Origin of the sequence: Streptomyces ipomoeae 91-03 (assembly GCF_000317595.1) — a bacterium.
Lineage (GTDB): Bacteria > Actinomycetota > Actinomycetes > Streptomycetales > Streptomycetaceae > Streptomyces > Streptomyces ipomoeae.
Window position 1 is genome coordinate 75240 of the sequence record NZ_AEJC01000061.1, and the last position, 12343, is coordinate 87582.

General features: G+C 71.0%; 12 protein-coding genes. 11 read left to right on the forward strand and 1 reads right to left on the reverse strand.

Going from position 1 to position 12343, the window contains the following annotated elements; all coding sequences use genetic code 11:
• Nucleotides 1–103 precede the first annotated feature (103 nt).
• The 10 genes from STRIP9103_RS03990 to STRIP9103_RS04035 all read left to right on the forward strand — a co-directional run bounded on the left by STRIP9103_RS03990 (nucleotide 104) and on the right by STRIP9103_RS04035 (nucleotide 8740).
• Nucleotides 104–1042 carry a Rossmann-like and DUF2520 domain-containing protein gene (locus tag STRIP9103_RS03990; RefSeq protein ID WP_009298039.1) on the forward strand — a complete coding sequence of 313 codons (939 nt, stop codon included), beginning with the start codon at nucleotides 104–106 and terminating at the stop codon, nucleotides 1040–1042.
• Entirely contained in the window at nucleotides 1039–2031 is a 993-nt protein-coding gene (panC, locus tag STRIP9103_RS03995; protein ID WP_009297991.1) for a pantoate--beta-alanine ligase, read from the forward strand. Before STRIP9103_RS03990 ends, panC begins: the two co-directional genes overlap by 4 nt.
• Nucleotides 2028–3797 carry an L-aspartate oxidase gene (locus STRIP9103_RS04000; protein WP_009297945.1) on the forward strand — a complete coding sequence of 590 codons (1770 nt, stop codon included), beginning with the start codon at nucleotides 2028–2030 and terminating at the stop codon, nucleotides 3795–3797. Before panC ends, STRIP9103_RS04000 begins: the two co-directional genes overlap by 4 nt.
• A 5-nt stretch (nucleotides 3798–3802) precedes the next feature.
• The gene (nadC, locus tag STRIP9103_RS04005; RefSeq protein ID WP_009297955.1) at nucleotides 3803–4780 is read left to right on the forward strand and encodes a carboxylating nicotinate-nucleotide diphosphorylase; all 978 of its coding nucleotides are present in this window, start codon (nucleotides 3803–3805) and stop codon (nucleotides 4778–4780) included.
• Nucleotides 4781–4795: 15 nt separating this feature from the next.
• Entirely contained in the window at nucleotides 4796–5593 is a 798-nt protein-coding gene (locus STRIP9103_RS04010; protein ID WP_009298006.1) for a type III pantothenate kinase, read from the forward strand.
• 346 nt (nucleotides 5594–5939) lie between these two features.
• A complete protein-coding gene (locus STRIP9103_RS04015; protein WP_048819641.1) occupies nucleotides 5940–6635 on the forward strand; it encodes a hypothetical protein in 696 nt (231 codons plus the stop codon).
• A 201-nt stretch (nucleotides 6636–6836) separates the two neighbouring features.
• Nucleotides 6837–7025 (forward strand): hypothetical protein, encoded by a 189-nt coding sequence (locus STRIP9103_RS04020; protein WP_009298088.1) that lies wholly within the window; start codon nucleotides 6837–6839, stop codon nucleotides 7023–7025.
• A gap of 145 nt (nucleotides 7026–7170) precedes the next feature.
• The gene (locus STRIP9103_RS04025; RefSeq protein ID WP_258539353.1) at nucleotides 7171–7599 is read left to right on the forward strand and encodes a BlaI/MecI/CopY family transcriptional regulator; all 429 of its coding nucleotides are present in this window, start codon (nucleotides 7171–7173) and stop codon (nucleotides 7597–7599) included.
• Between the two features lie 9 nt (nucleotides 7600–7608).
• Entirely contained in the window at nucleotides 7609–8142 is a 534-nt protein-coding gene (locus STRIP9103_RS04030; RefSeq protein ID WP_009298036.1) for an amino-acid N-acetyltransferase, read from the forward strand.
• A gap of 262 nt (nucleotides 8143–8404) precedes the next feature.
• Nucleotides 8405–8740, forward strand: a complete 336-nt coding sequence (locus tag STRIP9103_RS04035) for a histone-like nucleoid-structuring protein Lsr2 (RefSeq protein ID WP_009298016.1) — start codon at nucleotides 8405–8407, stop codon at nucleotides 8738–8740.
• A gap of 5 nt (nucleotides 8741–8745) precedes the next feature.
• On the opposite strand, the gene STRIP9103_RS04040 is transcribed toward STRIP9103_RS04035, so the two are convergent.
• Complete coding sequence (locus tag STRIP9103_RS04040; RefSeq protein ID WP_048819643.1) at nucleotides 8746–9327, reverse strand: SCO3374 family protein; 582 nt, start codon at nucleotides 9325–9327, stop codon at nucleotides 8746–8748.
• A gap of 461 nt (nucleotides 9328–9788) precedes the next feature.
• Between STRIP9103_RS04040 and STRIP9103_RS04045 the strand changes: the two genes are divergently transcribed.
• Nucleotides 9789–12314, forward strand: coding sequence for an ATP-dependent Clp protease ATP-binding subunit (locus STRIP9103_RS04045; RefSeq protein WP_009297948.1), 2526 nt, complete (start codon nucleotides 9789–9791; stop codon nucleotides 12312–12314).
• The last annotated feature ends 29 nt before the right edge of the window (nucleotides 12315–12343 follow it).

Below are 12343 nucleotides of genomic sequence, written 5' to 3' on the forward strand. Positions count from 1 at the left end.
CCACAGCCTGTGGACAGCCGATCGACCCTCGAACCAATCGCGTTAACATGACGAGAAATCGTCCGGTACCCAGAGCGGACTGGAACGGGAAGGCCACCAGCGAGTGAGTACATTCCAGCAACCAGAGCCGAAGGACCGCCCCGCGCGGCTCACCGTCGGTGTCGTCGGTGCCGGTCGGGTCGGTCCCGCGCTGGCGGCGTCACTGCAACTGGCGGGGCACCGCCCGGTGGCCGTCTCCGGGGTCTCCGACGCCTCCAGGCGGCGGGCCGGGGCGCTGCTGCCCGGCGTGCCGCTGATGTCCCCGGCCGACGTGCTGCAACACGCGGACCTGGTCCTGCTGACCGTGCCGGACGACGCCCTGCCGGGGCTCGTGGAAGGCCTCGCGGAGACCGGTTCCGTACGGCCGGGGCAGCTGCTGGTGCACACCTCCGGGCGGTACGGCGCGAAGGTGCTGGACCCGGCGCTGCGGGTAGGGGCGCTGCCGCTCGCGCTGCACCCGGCGATGACGTTCACGGGCACTCCCGTGGACGTGCAGCGGCTCGCCGGGTGCTCGTTCGGGGTCACGGCGCCCGAGGAGCTGCGGCTGGCCGCCGAGGCGCTGGTGATCGAGATGGGCGGCGAACCGGAGTGGATCGCCGAGGAGAACCGGCCGCTCTACCACGCCGCCCTCGCCCTCGGCGCCAACCACCTGGTGACCCTCGTCGCCCAGTCCATGGAGCTGCTGCGCACGGCCGGTGTGGCGGCCCCCGACCGCATGCTGGGCCCGCTCCTGGGCGCCGCCCTGGACAACGCCCTGCGCTCCGGGGACGCGGCCCTCACCGGACCCGTCGCGCGCGGGGACGCCGGCACGGTCGCCGCGCATGTCGCCGAGCTGCGCGCGCACGCCCCGTCGACCGTCGCCGGGTATCTCGCGATGGCCCGCGCGACCGCCGACCGGGCCCTCGCCCACGGCCTGCTGAAGCCGGAGCTGGCCGAGGACCTTCTCGGGGTACTCGCGAACGGAGCCAACGGGACCACCGGGACCGAAGGGAACGCCGGATGACCACCACTGTGCTGCGCACCGCCGACGAACTGCACGCACGCGCGCGTGCGGGCCGTCGCGCCGTCGTGATGACCATGGGCGCCCTGCACGAGGGCCACGCCACGCTCATCCGCACCGCGCGCGAGACCGCGGGCGGTGACGGCGAGGTCGTCGTCACGATCTTCGTGAACCCCCTCCAGTTCGGCGAGGGCGAGGACCTGGACCGCTATCCGCGCACCCTGGACGCCGATCTGAAGCTCGCCGAACAGTCGGGCGCGGACGTGGTGTTCGCCCCCTCGGTGGACGAGGTCTACCCCGGCGGTGAGCCGCAGGTCCGCATCACCGCCGGTCCCATGGGTGAGCGCCTGGAGGGCGCCGCCCGCCCCGGGCACTTCGACGGCATGCTCACCGTCGTCGCCAAGCTGCTCCACCTCACCCGCCCCGACGTGGCGTTCTTCGGGCAGAAGGACGCCCAGCAGCTCGCCCTGATCCGCCGTATGGTCCGGGACCTGAACTTCGGCGTGGAGATCGTCGCCGTCCCGACCGTCCGCGAGCCCGACGGCCTGGCCCTGTCCAGCCGCAACCGCTATCTGTCCGCCGCGGAACGCCGTACGGCCCTCGCGCTCTCCCAGGCCCTGTTCGCCGGCCGCGACCGGCACGCCGCGCAGGAGGCCCTACGCGCGCGTGCCCGCGAAACGCCCGCCACGCGCGCGCGTGCCGAGGCCCTGAGCGCCATCGGCGAGTCCCGCGCGGCGGCCGACGCGCACGCCATGGCGAAGGCCGCGCCGGGTGGCCCGGCCGCTGTCCGCGCCGCCGCCCGCCTGGTCCTCGACGACGCCCTGCGCATGAAGCCGCCGCTCACCCTGGACTATCTGGCCCTGGTCGACCCGACCGACTTCACCGAGATCCCGGACGACTTCACGGGCGAAGCCGTCCTCGCCGTCGCAGCCCGGGTGGGCACGACCCGGCTGATCGACAACATCCCTTTGACCTTCGGAGCCGCCTCGTGACCACCACAGGCATACGACTGCACGCGCCCGCCCCGGGATGGTCCATCGCCGCCGACGTCGTGGTCGTCGGATCGGGCGTCGCCGGCCTCACCGCCGCGCTGCGCTGCGAGGCCGCCGGCCTGCGCACGGTCGTCGTCACCAAGGCCCGCCTGGACGACGGCTCCACCCGCTGGGCCCAGGGCGGCATCGCCGCGGCCCTCGGCGAGGGCGACACCCCCGAACAGCACCTGGACGACACCCTGGTGGCCGGCGCGGGCCTGTGCGACGAGGACGCCGTCCGGCTCCTGGTCACCGAGGGCCCCGACGCCGTACGCCGCCTGATCGCCACCGGCGCCCACTTCGACGAGTCGGAGGAAGGCGGCCTGGAGCTGACCCGCGAGGGCGGCCACCACCGCCGCCGCATCGCCCACGCGGGCGGCGACGCCACCGGCGCCGAGATCTCCCGGGCACTCGTCGAGGCCGTACGCGCGATCGGAAGCGGCGAGCGCGAAGCGCTCCCGGCCAAGGGGGGTGGCGGGCGACGGGCGGGCGTGAGGACGATCGAGAACGCGCTCGTCCTGGACCTCCTGACGGACGCCGAGGGCCGCACGGCCGGTGTCACCCTGCACGTCATGGGAGAGGGCCAGCACGACGGCGTGGGAGCCGTCCACGCCCCCGCCGTGGTCCTCGCCACCGGCGGCATGGGCCAGGTCTTCTCCGCCACCACCAACCCGTCCGTGTCGACCGGCGACGGCGTGGCCCTCGCACTGCGCGCGGGCGCCGAGGTCAGCGACCTGGAGTTCGTCCAGTTCCACCCCACCGTGCTGTTCCTGGGGGCGGACGCCGAGGGCCAGCAGCCCCTCGTCTCCGAGGCGGTACGCGGCGAGGGCGCCCACCTGGTCGACGCCGACGGAGTGCGCTTCATGATCGGGCAGCACGAACTCGCCGAACTCGCCCCCCGGGACATCGTCGCCAAGGGCATCATGCGCCGTATGCAGGAGCAGGGCGCCGAGCACATGTACCTGGACGCCCGGCACTTCGGCGCCGACATGTGGGAGCACCGCTTCCCCACGATCCTCGCCGCCTGCCGCGCCAACGGCCTCGACCCGGTCACCCGGCCCATCCCGGTCGCCCCGGCCGCCCACTACGCCTCCGGCGGCGTCCGCACCGACTCCCACGGCCGTACGACCGTCCCGGGCCTCTACGCCTGCGGCGAGGTCGCCTGCACCGGCGTCCACGGCGCCAACCGGCTCGCCTCGAACTCCCTGCTGGAGGGCCTGGTCTACGCCGAGCGCATCGCCGCCGACATCGCCGCCGGGCACGCCGAAAACGGCCTCCACGCGCGCGTGCCCCAGCCCGTCCCGTACGCCGAGACGCCCGCGCACCCGCTGCTCGCCCCGGAGATACGGTTCGCGATCCAGCGGACCATGACCGAGGGCGCCGGCGTGCTGCGCTCCGAGGCCTCCCTGGCGACCGCCGCCGCGGCCCTGGACCGGCTGCACGCCGACGCCCGCGACGCCCTCGACGTCAACGGCAAGACCGCCGAGCCCGGCGTCGACACCTGGGAGACCACCAACCTCCTGTGCGTGGCCCGCGTCCTGGTCGCCGCCGCCCGGCTGCGCGAGGAGACCCGCGGCTGCCACTGGCGCGAGGACCACGCCGAGCGCGACGACACCGACTGGCGCCGCCACATCGTCGTACGGCTGAATCCGGACCGGACGCTCGCCGTACACACCACCGATACCGCAGACTTCCCCCCGACCCGGCCGCATCACCAGGAGCAGTGACAGACGTGAGCACCCCCGAACTTCCCCTCGCCTCCGGCGGCGGCTGCGGCGACGGCTGCGCCTGCGGCGCCGAGACGGACGACGAATACCTGGAGTGCGGGCTCGACCCCGCGCTCGCCCAGCTCCTGGCCGACGCAGGGCTCGACCCCGTGGAGGTCGAGGACATCGCCAACGTCGCCATCCAGGAGGACCTCGACCACGGCGTCGACGTCACCACGGTCGCCACGATCCCGGAGGACGCCCGCTCCACCGCCGACTTCACCGCGCGCGAGGGCGGCGTCGTGGCGGGCCTCAGGGTGGCCGAGGCGGTCCTGTCGGTGGCCTGCTCCGACGAGTTCGAGGTCGAGCGCCACGTCGACGACGGCGACCGCGTGGAGGCCGGCCAGAAGCTCCTCAGCGTCACCGGCGCCACCCGCGACCTCCTCACCGCCGAGCGCAGCGCCCTGAACCTGCTGTGCCGTCTCTCCGGCATCGCGACGGCCACGCGCGCGTGGGCGGACGCCCTGGAGGGCACGAAGGCGAAGGTGCGCGACACGAGAAAGACGACGCCGGGGCTGCGCTCCCTGGAGAAGTTCGCCGTCCGCTGCGGCGGGGGCGTCAACCACCGCATGTCGCTGTCCGACGCGGCGCTCGTCAAGGACAACCACGTGGTCGCCGCCGGCGGCGTCGCCCAGGCCTTCAAGGCCGTGCGCGAGATGTTCCCCGAGGTGCCCATCGAGGTCGAGGTCGACACCCTCCACCAGCTCCGCGAGGTCGTCGACGCGGGCGCCGACCTGATCCTCCTGGACAACTTCACCCCCATCGAGTGCGAGGAGGCCGTGGCCGTCGTCGACGGCCGCGCGGTCCTGGAGGCCTCGGGCCGGCTCACCCTGGACAACGCCAAGGCGTACGCGGACACGGGCGTCGACTACCTGGCGGTCGGGGCGCTGACCCACTCCTCCCCGATCCTCGACATCGGCCTCGACCTGCGCGCGGCCGAGTAGGGACGGGGACGGGCCATGCTGCTGACGATCGACGTGGGCAACACCCACACCGTCCTCGGGCTGTTCGACGGCGAGGACATCGTCGAACACTGGCGCATCTCCACGGACTCGCGCCGCACCGCCGACGAACTCGCGGTCCTGCTGCAGGGCCTCATGGGCATGCACCCGCTCCTCGGAGAGGAGCTGGGCGACGGCATCGACGGCATCGCGATCTGCGCCACCGTTCCGTCCGTGCTGCACGAGCTCCGCGAGGTGACGCGCCGCTACTACGGCGACGTGCCGGCCGTCCTGGTCGAACCGGGAGTGAAGACGGGCGTCCCGATCCTGACGGACAACCCGAAGGAGGTCGGCGCCGACCGCATCATCAACGCGGTCGCCGCGGTCGAGCTGTACGGCGGCCCCGCGATCGTCGTCGACTTCGGTACGGCGACGACGTTCGACGCGGTGAGCGCGCGCGGCGAGTATGTCGGCGGTGTCATCGCCCCCGGCATAGAGATCTCCGTGGAGGCGCTGGGCGTCAAGGGCGCCCAGTTGCGCAAGATCGAGGTGGCCCGGCCGCGGAGTGTCATCGGCAAGAACACCGTCGAGGCCATGCAGGCGGGCATCGTGTACGGGTTCGCCGGGCAGGTCGACGGGGTGGTCAGCCGGATGGTCCGCGAACTGGCCGAGGATCCCGAGGACGTCACGGTCATCGCTACGGGTGGGCTGGCGCCGATGGTCCTTGGCGAGTCTTCGGTGATCGACGAACACGAGCCCTGGCTGACGCTGATCGGGTTGCGGCTGGTGTACGAGCGCAACGTGTCTCGCCTCTGAGGGTTTTCCTCGCCCCCGCCGCCCCTACCCGTCCCTCCCCCACTCTCGGCTTCGCTCGAGCGGGGGGACCCCCACCAGGGGCTGCGCCCCTTCGACCCCGCTGGGGGAAGAGGGGGTGGCTGCGGTGCGTGTTGTACGTGCGGGTGGGTGGGGGTTGGCCGCGCAGTTCCCCGCGCCCCTTCCATCCGAGCTCGAAGGCGTAGCGGGGGCGAAGGGGCGGGGGCGGGAACGCCTCCGTCCACCCAGCCGGGTGGTCGCCCACGCCACACGTCCCCATCGCACCGCTTTTGTCTGATTAGCGCGTACCTTTCCGTGCATGCCCACGCCCCACGGAACCCGCGGCGGCATGGCGTTCGGCGCTGAGGAGCTGCGTGTGCTCCGCCGTGCCCTCGCCCTCGCCCTGAACCCCACTCCCGCCTCGGCGGAGGACGTGCAGGACTGTCTCCGGCTCGCCGAGTCCGTCGACGAGGCGACCCACGAGGACGCCCGTCTGAGGGCCTTCCTGCTGGCCGACCTCGCCCGCTACCGCGCCGCGCTCCCGGGCACGGTCACGAGCTACGCGGCGCTCCTGGAGGAGGCCCTGGACACCGGGTACCGTCCCCAGCCGGACGACCTGGCCGCGCTGCGCGCCCTGCGCGGCAACCCCACCGCCGCCGCCCTCCTGGACCGCTGCCGCGCCCTCGCGGAACAGGACGTGCGGGCCCGCTTCGCGGCGCAGACGGCCGGAGCGGTGGTCGTCCCGGCCTCCCGCTCCGCCACCGGCCCCCGGTCCCGCAGCCGACTCACCGCCCTCCCCGGCGGCCTGGCGGAGCGGAGCGCACGCGCGCGTGCCGCCGCCAATGAACCCGCCAAGCCCAAACCGTCCCGTCCCGCCCGGCCGGACCGCCCCGCGGAGCCCGCCGACAAGCCGGGCCCGGTGCGCCGCCCCGACGCTCCGCGCCCGGCCCGCCGCCCCATCCCCACCCCGGGCGAGGTCTTCCCGCCCAAGCGGAAGCCCACCGACCCGCCCGCGAACCCGCCCCGCCAGCTGACGGCCGTCTGAGCGGGCTCGGGAGGGCGCGGGGCGCGTTCCCGCGCCGCCCGGTGCGGTGCGTCGGCGCGCTGCCGTATCGCCTCGCACCGGGCGTACTCGGGTGACGCGACCGGGCGCACTCGGGTGATGCGGCGGGATGGCGGGATTCCCGGCGGCGCGGGGGCGTGCCCCGCTTCCCCGGGCCCGCCCGGCCCTGGCTACCCTTGCCGCATGGACTACGTCTCCGCGCTGCTGCCCCCCTTCGTGATGGCCGTGCTGTTCATCGGCGTCATCAGGGTGATCGTGAAGACCCAGGGCGGCCCGAACAAGGCCAAGGAGGACGCGGCCGTCGACGCGGCGTACGCGCGCGCGGAGGCCGCCCGTCAGGCCTCCTCCAGCCGCAAGGACTCCGGCGCCTGAGCCGGACGCCACGTCCCGCCCGGCGCCGGGCTCCCTCGGCGCCGGCCCCTCACTGGGCCCCTGACAGGCCCCATGGGCGTATGACTCGTGTGCTTTTCGAGCCGTACGCCCATTTTGTTCCCCTTCTCCGGATATCGTCGTAACTGTGCCTCGCCCATTGGGAGAACTCGAAGACGCGGTCATGACGCGGGTGTGGAAGTGGAACCGCCCGGTGACCGTTCGAGAAGTCCTGGAAGATCTTCAGCGGGAGCGGTCCATCGCGTACACCACGGTGATGACCGTTCTGGACAATCTCCATCAGAAGGGCTGGGTGCGCCGTGAGGCCGAAGGCCGGGCCTATCGATATGAGGCGGTCTCCACTCGGGCCGCCTACGCCGCCGCACTCATGAACGAGGCGTGGTCGCAGAGCGACAACCCCGCCGCCGCTCTCGTCGCCTTCTTCGGGATGATGAGCGAGGAACAGCGGCAGGCCCTCATGGACGCCGTACGCATCGTGCAGGGCCCCGAATCCGTCGAATCGTCCGGCGAAACAGAGGGGACCCCCGGCCAATCCCCGGATCGTCCCGGGCGATAGCGTCCGCTCATGCGAGCAGAGAGTCCCGAAGTCACCGCAAAAGCCATCACCGTCCGACGGGCTCGGACCAGCGATGTCCCGCACGTGCGCGCCCTCCTTGACGCGTACGTCGAGCGCGGCATCCTGCTCGACAAAGCGACGGTGACGCTTTACGAGGACATCCAGGAGTTCTGGGTCGCGGAACGGGACGACAACGCCGAGGTCGTCGGCTGCGGCGCACTGCATGTGATGTGGGAAGACCTCGCGGAAGTCCGCACTCTCGCGGTGAACCCCACCGCCAAGGGTCTCGGCGTCGGTCACCAGTTGCTGCAGAAGTTGCTGCACACCGCTCGCTGGCTGGGTGTTCGCCGGGTTTTCTGTCTGACCTTCGAAGTCGAGTTCTTCGCGAAGCACGGCTTCGTGGAGATCGGCGAGACGCCGGTCGACATGGATGTCTACGCGGAGTTGCTGCGTTCCTATGACGAGGGCGTCGCGGAGTTCCTCGGTCTCGAACGAGTGAAACCGAACACCTTGGGCAACAGCCGGATGCTTCTGCATCTGTGATCATCGGGCGGGACCTATTCCGGGCGGGTGGCCGTGCCCGGGTTCCCTATGTCCGAAACGCGCATGTTTCCGGTCTTCCCCGGAGCTCGCGGTCTCTCCGCGCCCTCTCCTCGGTCTCTCCCCGGTCTCTCCCAGGGGTTTGTGTTTTCTCTGGAAAAGCGGTTTGCTTTCCGACGTACTGCAGTACTGCATATAAGGGGACGTGAAACAGCGGCTCGCGCCGCGGCCCTCGGCCCTGAAGTTATCGATGAAAGGAAATCCGGTGGCACAGAAGGTTCAGGTCCTTCTTGTCGACGACCTCGACGGCGGCGAGGCTGACGAGACCGTGACGTTCGCTCTGGACGGCAAGACGTACGAGATCGACCTCACGACTGCCAATGCGGACAAGCTCCGCGGACTTCTCGACCCCTACGTCAAGGGCGGTCGACGTACCGGAGGCCGTGCTTCGGGTGGACGCGGAAAGGCCCGCGCCACTTCCGGCGGCAGCCAGGACACCGCGGCCATCCGCGCCTGGGCGAAGGAGAACGGCCTCGAGGTCAACGACCGAGGCCGCGTTCCCGCGTCCATCCGCGAGGCCTACGAGAAGGCCAACGGCTGAGCAGCCTAAGAGAAGGCCAACGGCCCGGTGCTCGCGCGCCGCAGCCGGACGCGGTGGCAGTGCGTCGCCACCGTGTCCACCACTCGTACCAGGTCGGGGGCGCCCCCACCGCCCCCCAACGCCGACATCGTCGGCAGCGAGGGTTCCACCTCGCGCCCAGGCTCGGGGGGCCGCAGCCAATCGGCGGCCCCCTGTGAACCGGTACCGCGCCCCCCGGTCAGGCCCGGAGGAAGCGGCGCCACCATGTGACCGCCCGTTCCCACGGCCGTGAGGTCCAGGTCGACGCCGCCCCAGTCCAGCCACTCCAGCAGACCCGGCAGCTCCTCCGCGCTGCCCGCCGCGACCAGCAGCCGCATCCGCCCGCCGTGCAGCGCCACCGGCGAGCCGGGCCCCGGAATCGGGCCCAGATGCCTCAGCGCCGCGAACCCCGCCTCGGCCGGGACGTCGAGCACATCGAAGCGCAGGCCCGTAATGAGGTGTACGGGTGCGCCGGGCACGGTCGCCCAGCAGAGATCGTTCTCGTACCACTGCCGTACCGCGACATCGCTCGGGTCGAGCGGTTGGCGGGGAGGGGGGACGATGGTCATGTCAGCAGCAACCGTGCGAAGAGGCCCGGAGTTACGCTGGGTGTCGGTGCGGATGCGTACAGTGCCGGAGAAGGTGGCGATCCGCGGTGGGAACCGGCGCAAGGATGTTCGCCCTTAGCGGAGGGAACCGGTGCATCCGGCATGGAGTGTCAGTGCCTACGGGTAAGACATCCCTAGTGGGAGGGGGCGACACGCAGGAAAAGGTGTCTCGCGTTCGCCATCGGCGTACTGATGGTGAGGGTAACCACCTGGCCTGCGGGAACATCGTCTCGCACCATCGGGTTGGAGCAGATGTCGGCGTTCGGGCTCAGGAGGCAGCGACTCTGTCTCCGCGAGAGCGGAGGTGATCCGGACGGTGTCGGCAGTTGGAATGAGCGGTCCCCGCTTGCGGGACTAAGCTGCGGAAGGACAGTGAGGGGAGCGTCCCCTCAGTGCCTGACCGCTCTGAGGAGCGATAAACGATGTTCGAGAGGTTCACCGACCGCGCGCGGCGGGTTGTCGTCCTGGCTCAGGAAGAAGCCCGGATGCTCAACCACAACTACATCGGCACCGAGCACATCCTCCTGGGCCTGATCCACGAGGGTGAGGGTGTCGCCGCTAAGGCCCTGGAGAGCCTCGGGATTTCGCTCGAGGCGGTCCGCCAGCAGGTGGAGGAGATCATCGGGCAGGGGCAGCAGGCCCCGTCCGGGCACATCCCCTTCACCCCCCGTGCCAAGAAGGTCCTGGAGCTGTCGCTCCGCGAGGCCCTTCAGCTGGGCCACAACTACATCGGCACGGAGCACATCCTGCTCGGCCTGATCCGTGAGGGCGAGGGCGTCGCCGCCCAGGTCCTGGTCAAGCTGGGCGCAGATCTCAACCGGGTCCGGCAGCAGGTCATCCAGCTGCTCTCCGGTTACCAGGGCAAGGAGACCGCCACCGCCGGCGGGCCTGCCGAGGGCACCCCCTCGACGTCCCTGGTCCTCGACCAGTTCGGCCGGAACCTCACCCAGGCCGCTCGTGAGTCCAAGCTCGACCCGGTCATCGGGCGCGAGAAGGAGATCGAGCGGGTCATGCAGGTGCTGTCCCGCCGTACGAAGAACAACCCGGTCCTGATCGGTGAGCCCGGCGTCGGCAAGACCGCCGTCGTCGAGGGCCTCGCCCAGGCCATCGTCAAGGGCGAGGTGCCCGAGACCCTCAAGGACAAGCACCTCTACACCCTGGACCTCGGCGCCCTGGTCGCCGGCTCCCGCTACCGCGGTGACTTCGAGGAGCGCCTGAAGAAGGTGCTCAAGGAGATCCGCACGCGCGGTGACATCATCCTGTTCATCGACGAGCTCCACACGCTGGTCGGTGCGGGTGCCGCGGAAGGCGCCATCGACGCCGCCTCCATCCTGAAGCCGATGCTGGCCCGCGGTGAGCTGCAGACCATCGGCGCCACCACGCTGGACGAGTACCGCAAGCACCTGGAGAAGGACGCGGCCCTGGAGCGCCGTTTCCAGCCCATCCAGGTCGCGGAGCCGTCCCTGCCGCACACGATCGAGATCCTCAAGGGTCTCCGTGACCGGTACGAGGCGCACCACCGCGTCTCCATCACGGACGAGGCCCTGGTCCAGGCCGCCACTCTGGCCGACCGGTACATCTCGGACCGCTTCCTGCCGGACAAGGCGATCGACCTGATCGACGAGGCCGGTTCCCGGATGCGGATCCGTCGGATGACCGCGCCGCCGGACCTCCGCGAGTTCGACGAGAAGATCGCCGGTGTCCGTCGGGACAAGGAGTCCGCGATCGACTCGCAGGACTTCGAGAAGGCCGCCTCCCTGCGCGACAAGGAGAAGCAGCTCCTCGCCGCCAAGGCCAAGCGGGAGAAGGAGTGGAAGGCCGGCGACATGGACGTCGTCGCCGAGGTCGACGGCGAGCTGATCGCCGAGGTGCTGGCCACGGCCACGGGCATCCCGGTCTTCAAGCTCACCGAGGAGGAGTCCAGCCGTCTGCTCCGGATGGAGGACGAGCTCCACAAGCGGGTCATCGGCCAGGACGACGCCGTCAAGGCGCTGTCGAAGGCGATCCGTCGTACGCGTGCCGGTCTGAAGGACCCGAAGCGTCCCGGTGGTTCGTTCATCTTCGCCGGCCCGTCCGGTGTCGGTAAGACCGAGCTGTCCAAGGCGCTCGCCGAGTTCCTGTTCGGTGACGAGGACGCGCTGATCTCCCTCGACATGTCGGAGTTCAGCGAGAAGCACACGGTGTCGCGTCTCTTCGGTTCCCCGCCCGGATACGTGGGCTACGAAGAGGGCGGCCAGCTGACGGAGAAGGTGCGGCGCAAGCCGTTCTCGGTGGTCCTGTTCGACGAGGTCGAGAAGGCCCACCCGGACATCTTCAACTCGCTGCTGCAGATCCTGGAGGACGGTCGCCTGACCGACTCCCAGGGCCGGGTCGTGGACTTCAAGAACACGGTCATCATCATGACGACCAACCTCGGCACCCGGGACATCTCGAAGGGCTTCAACCTGGGCTTCGCGGCCTCGGGTGACACGAAGACCAACTACGAGCGCATGAAGAACAAGGTGTCGGACGAGCTGAAGCAGCACTTCCGTCCCGAGTTCCTCAACCGCGTCGACGACGTGGTCGTCTTCCCGCAGCTGACCCAGGCGGACATCCTCCGGATCGTCGACCTGATGATCGGCAAGGTGGACGAGCGCCTGAAGGACCGGGACATGGGCATCGAGCTCTCCCAGTCCGCCAAGGAGCTGCTGTCCAAGAAGGGTTACGACCCTGTGCTGGGCGCCCGGCCGCTGCGCCGGACGATCCAGCGCGAGATCGAGGACTCGCTGTCGGAGAAGATCCTCTTCGGCGAGCTGCGCCCCGGTCACATCGTGGTCGTGGACACCGAGGGCGACGGCGACGCGGCGACCTTCACCTTCCGGGGTGAGGAGAAGTCGGCGCTGCCGGACGTCCCGCCGATCGAGCAGGCGGCGGGCGGCGCCGGGCCCAATCTGAGCAAGGAGGCCTAGCCGCTGCGCTGGGCTTGAACCGAAGGGGC

Coding starts and splice junctions, on each gene's coding strand:
- STRIP9103_RS04045 (WP_009297948.1), top strand. CDS start 9,789: ATGTTCGAGAGGTTCACCGACCGCGCGCGGCGGGTTGTCGTCCTGGCT.
- STRIP9103_RS04030 (WP_009298036.1), top strand. CDS start 7,609: ATGCGAGCAGAGAGTCCCGAAGTCACCGCAAAAGCCATCACCGTCCGA.
- STRIP9103_RS04040 (WP_048819643.1), bottom strand. CDS start 9,327: ATGACCATCGTCCCCCCTCCCCGCCAACCGCTCGACCCGAGCGATGTC.
- panC (WP_009297991.1), top strand. CDS start 1,039: ATGACCACCACTGTGCTGCGCACCGCCGACGAACTGCACGCACGCGCG.
- STRIP9103_RS04020 (WP_009298088.1), top strand. CDS start 6,837: ATGGACTACGTCTCCGCGCTGCTGCCCCCCTTCGTGATGGCCGTGCTG.
- STRIP9103_RS04010 (WP_009298006.1), top strand. CDS start 4,796: ATGCTGCTGACGATCGACGTGGGCAACACCCACACCGTCCTCGGGCTG.
- STRIP9103_RS04015 (WP_048819641.1), top strand. CDS start 5,940: ATGGCGTTCGGCGCTGAGGAGCTGCGTGTGCTCCGCCGTGCCCTCGCC.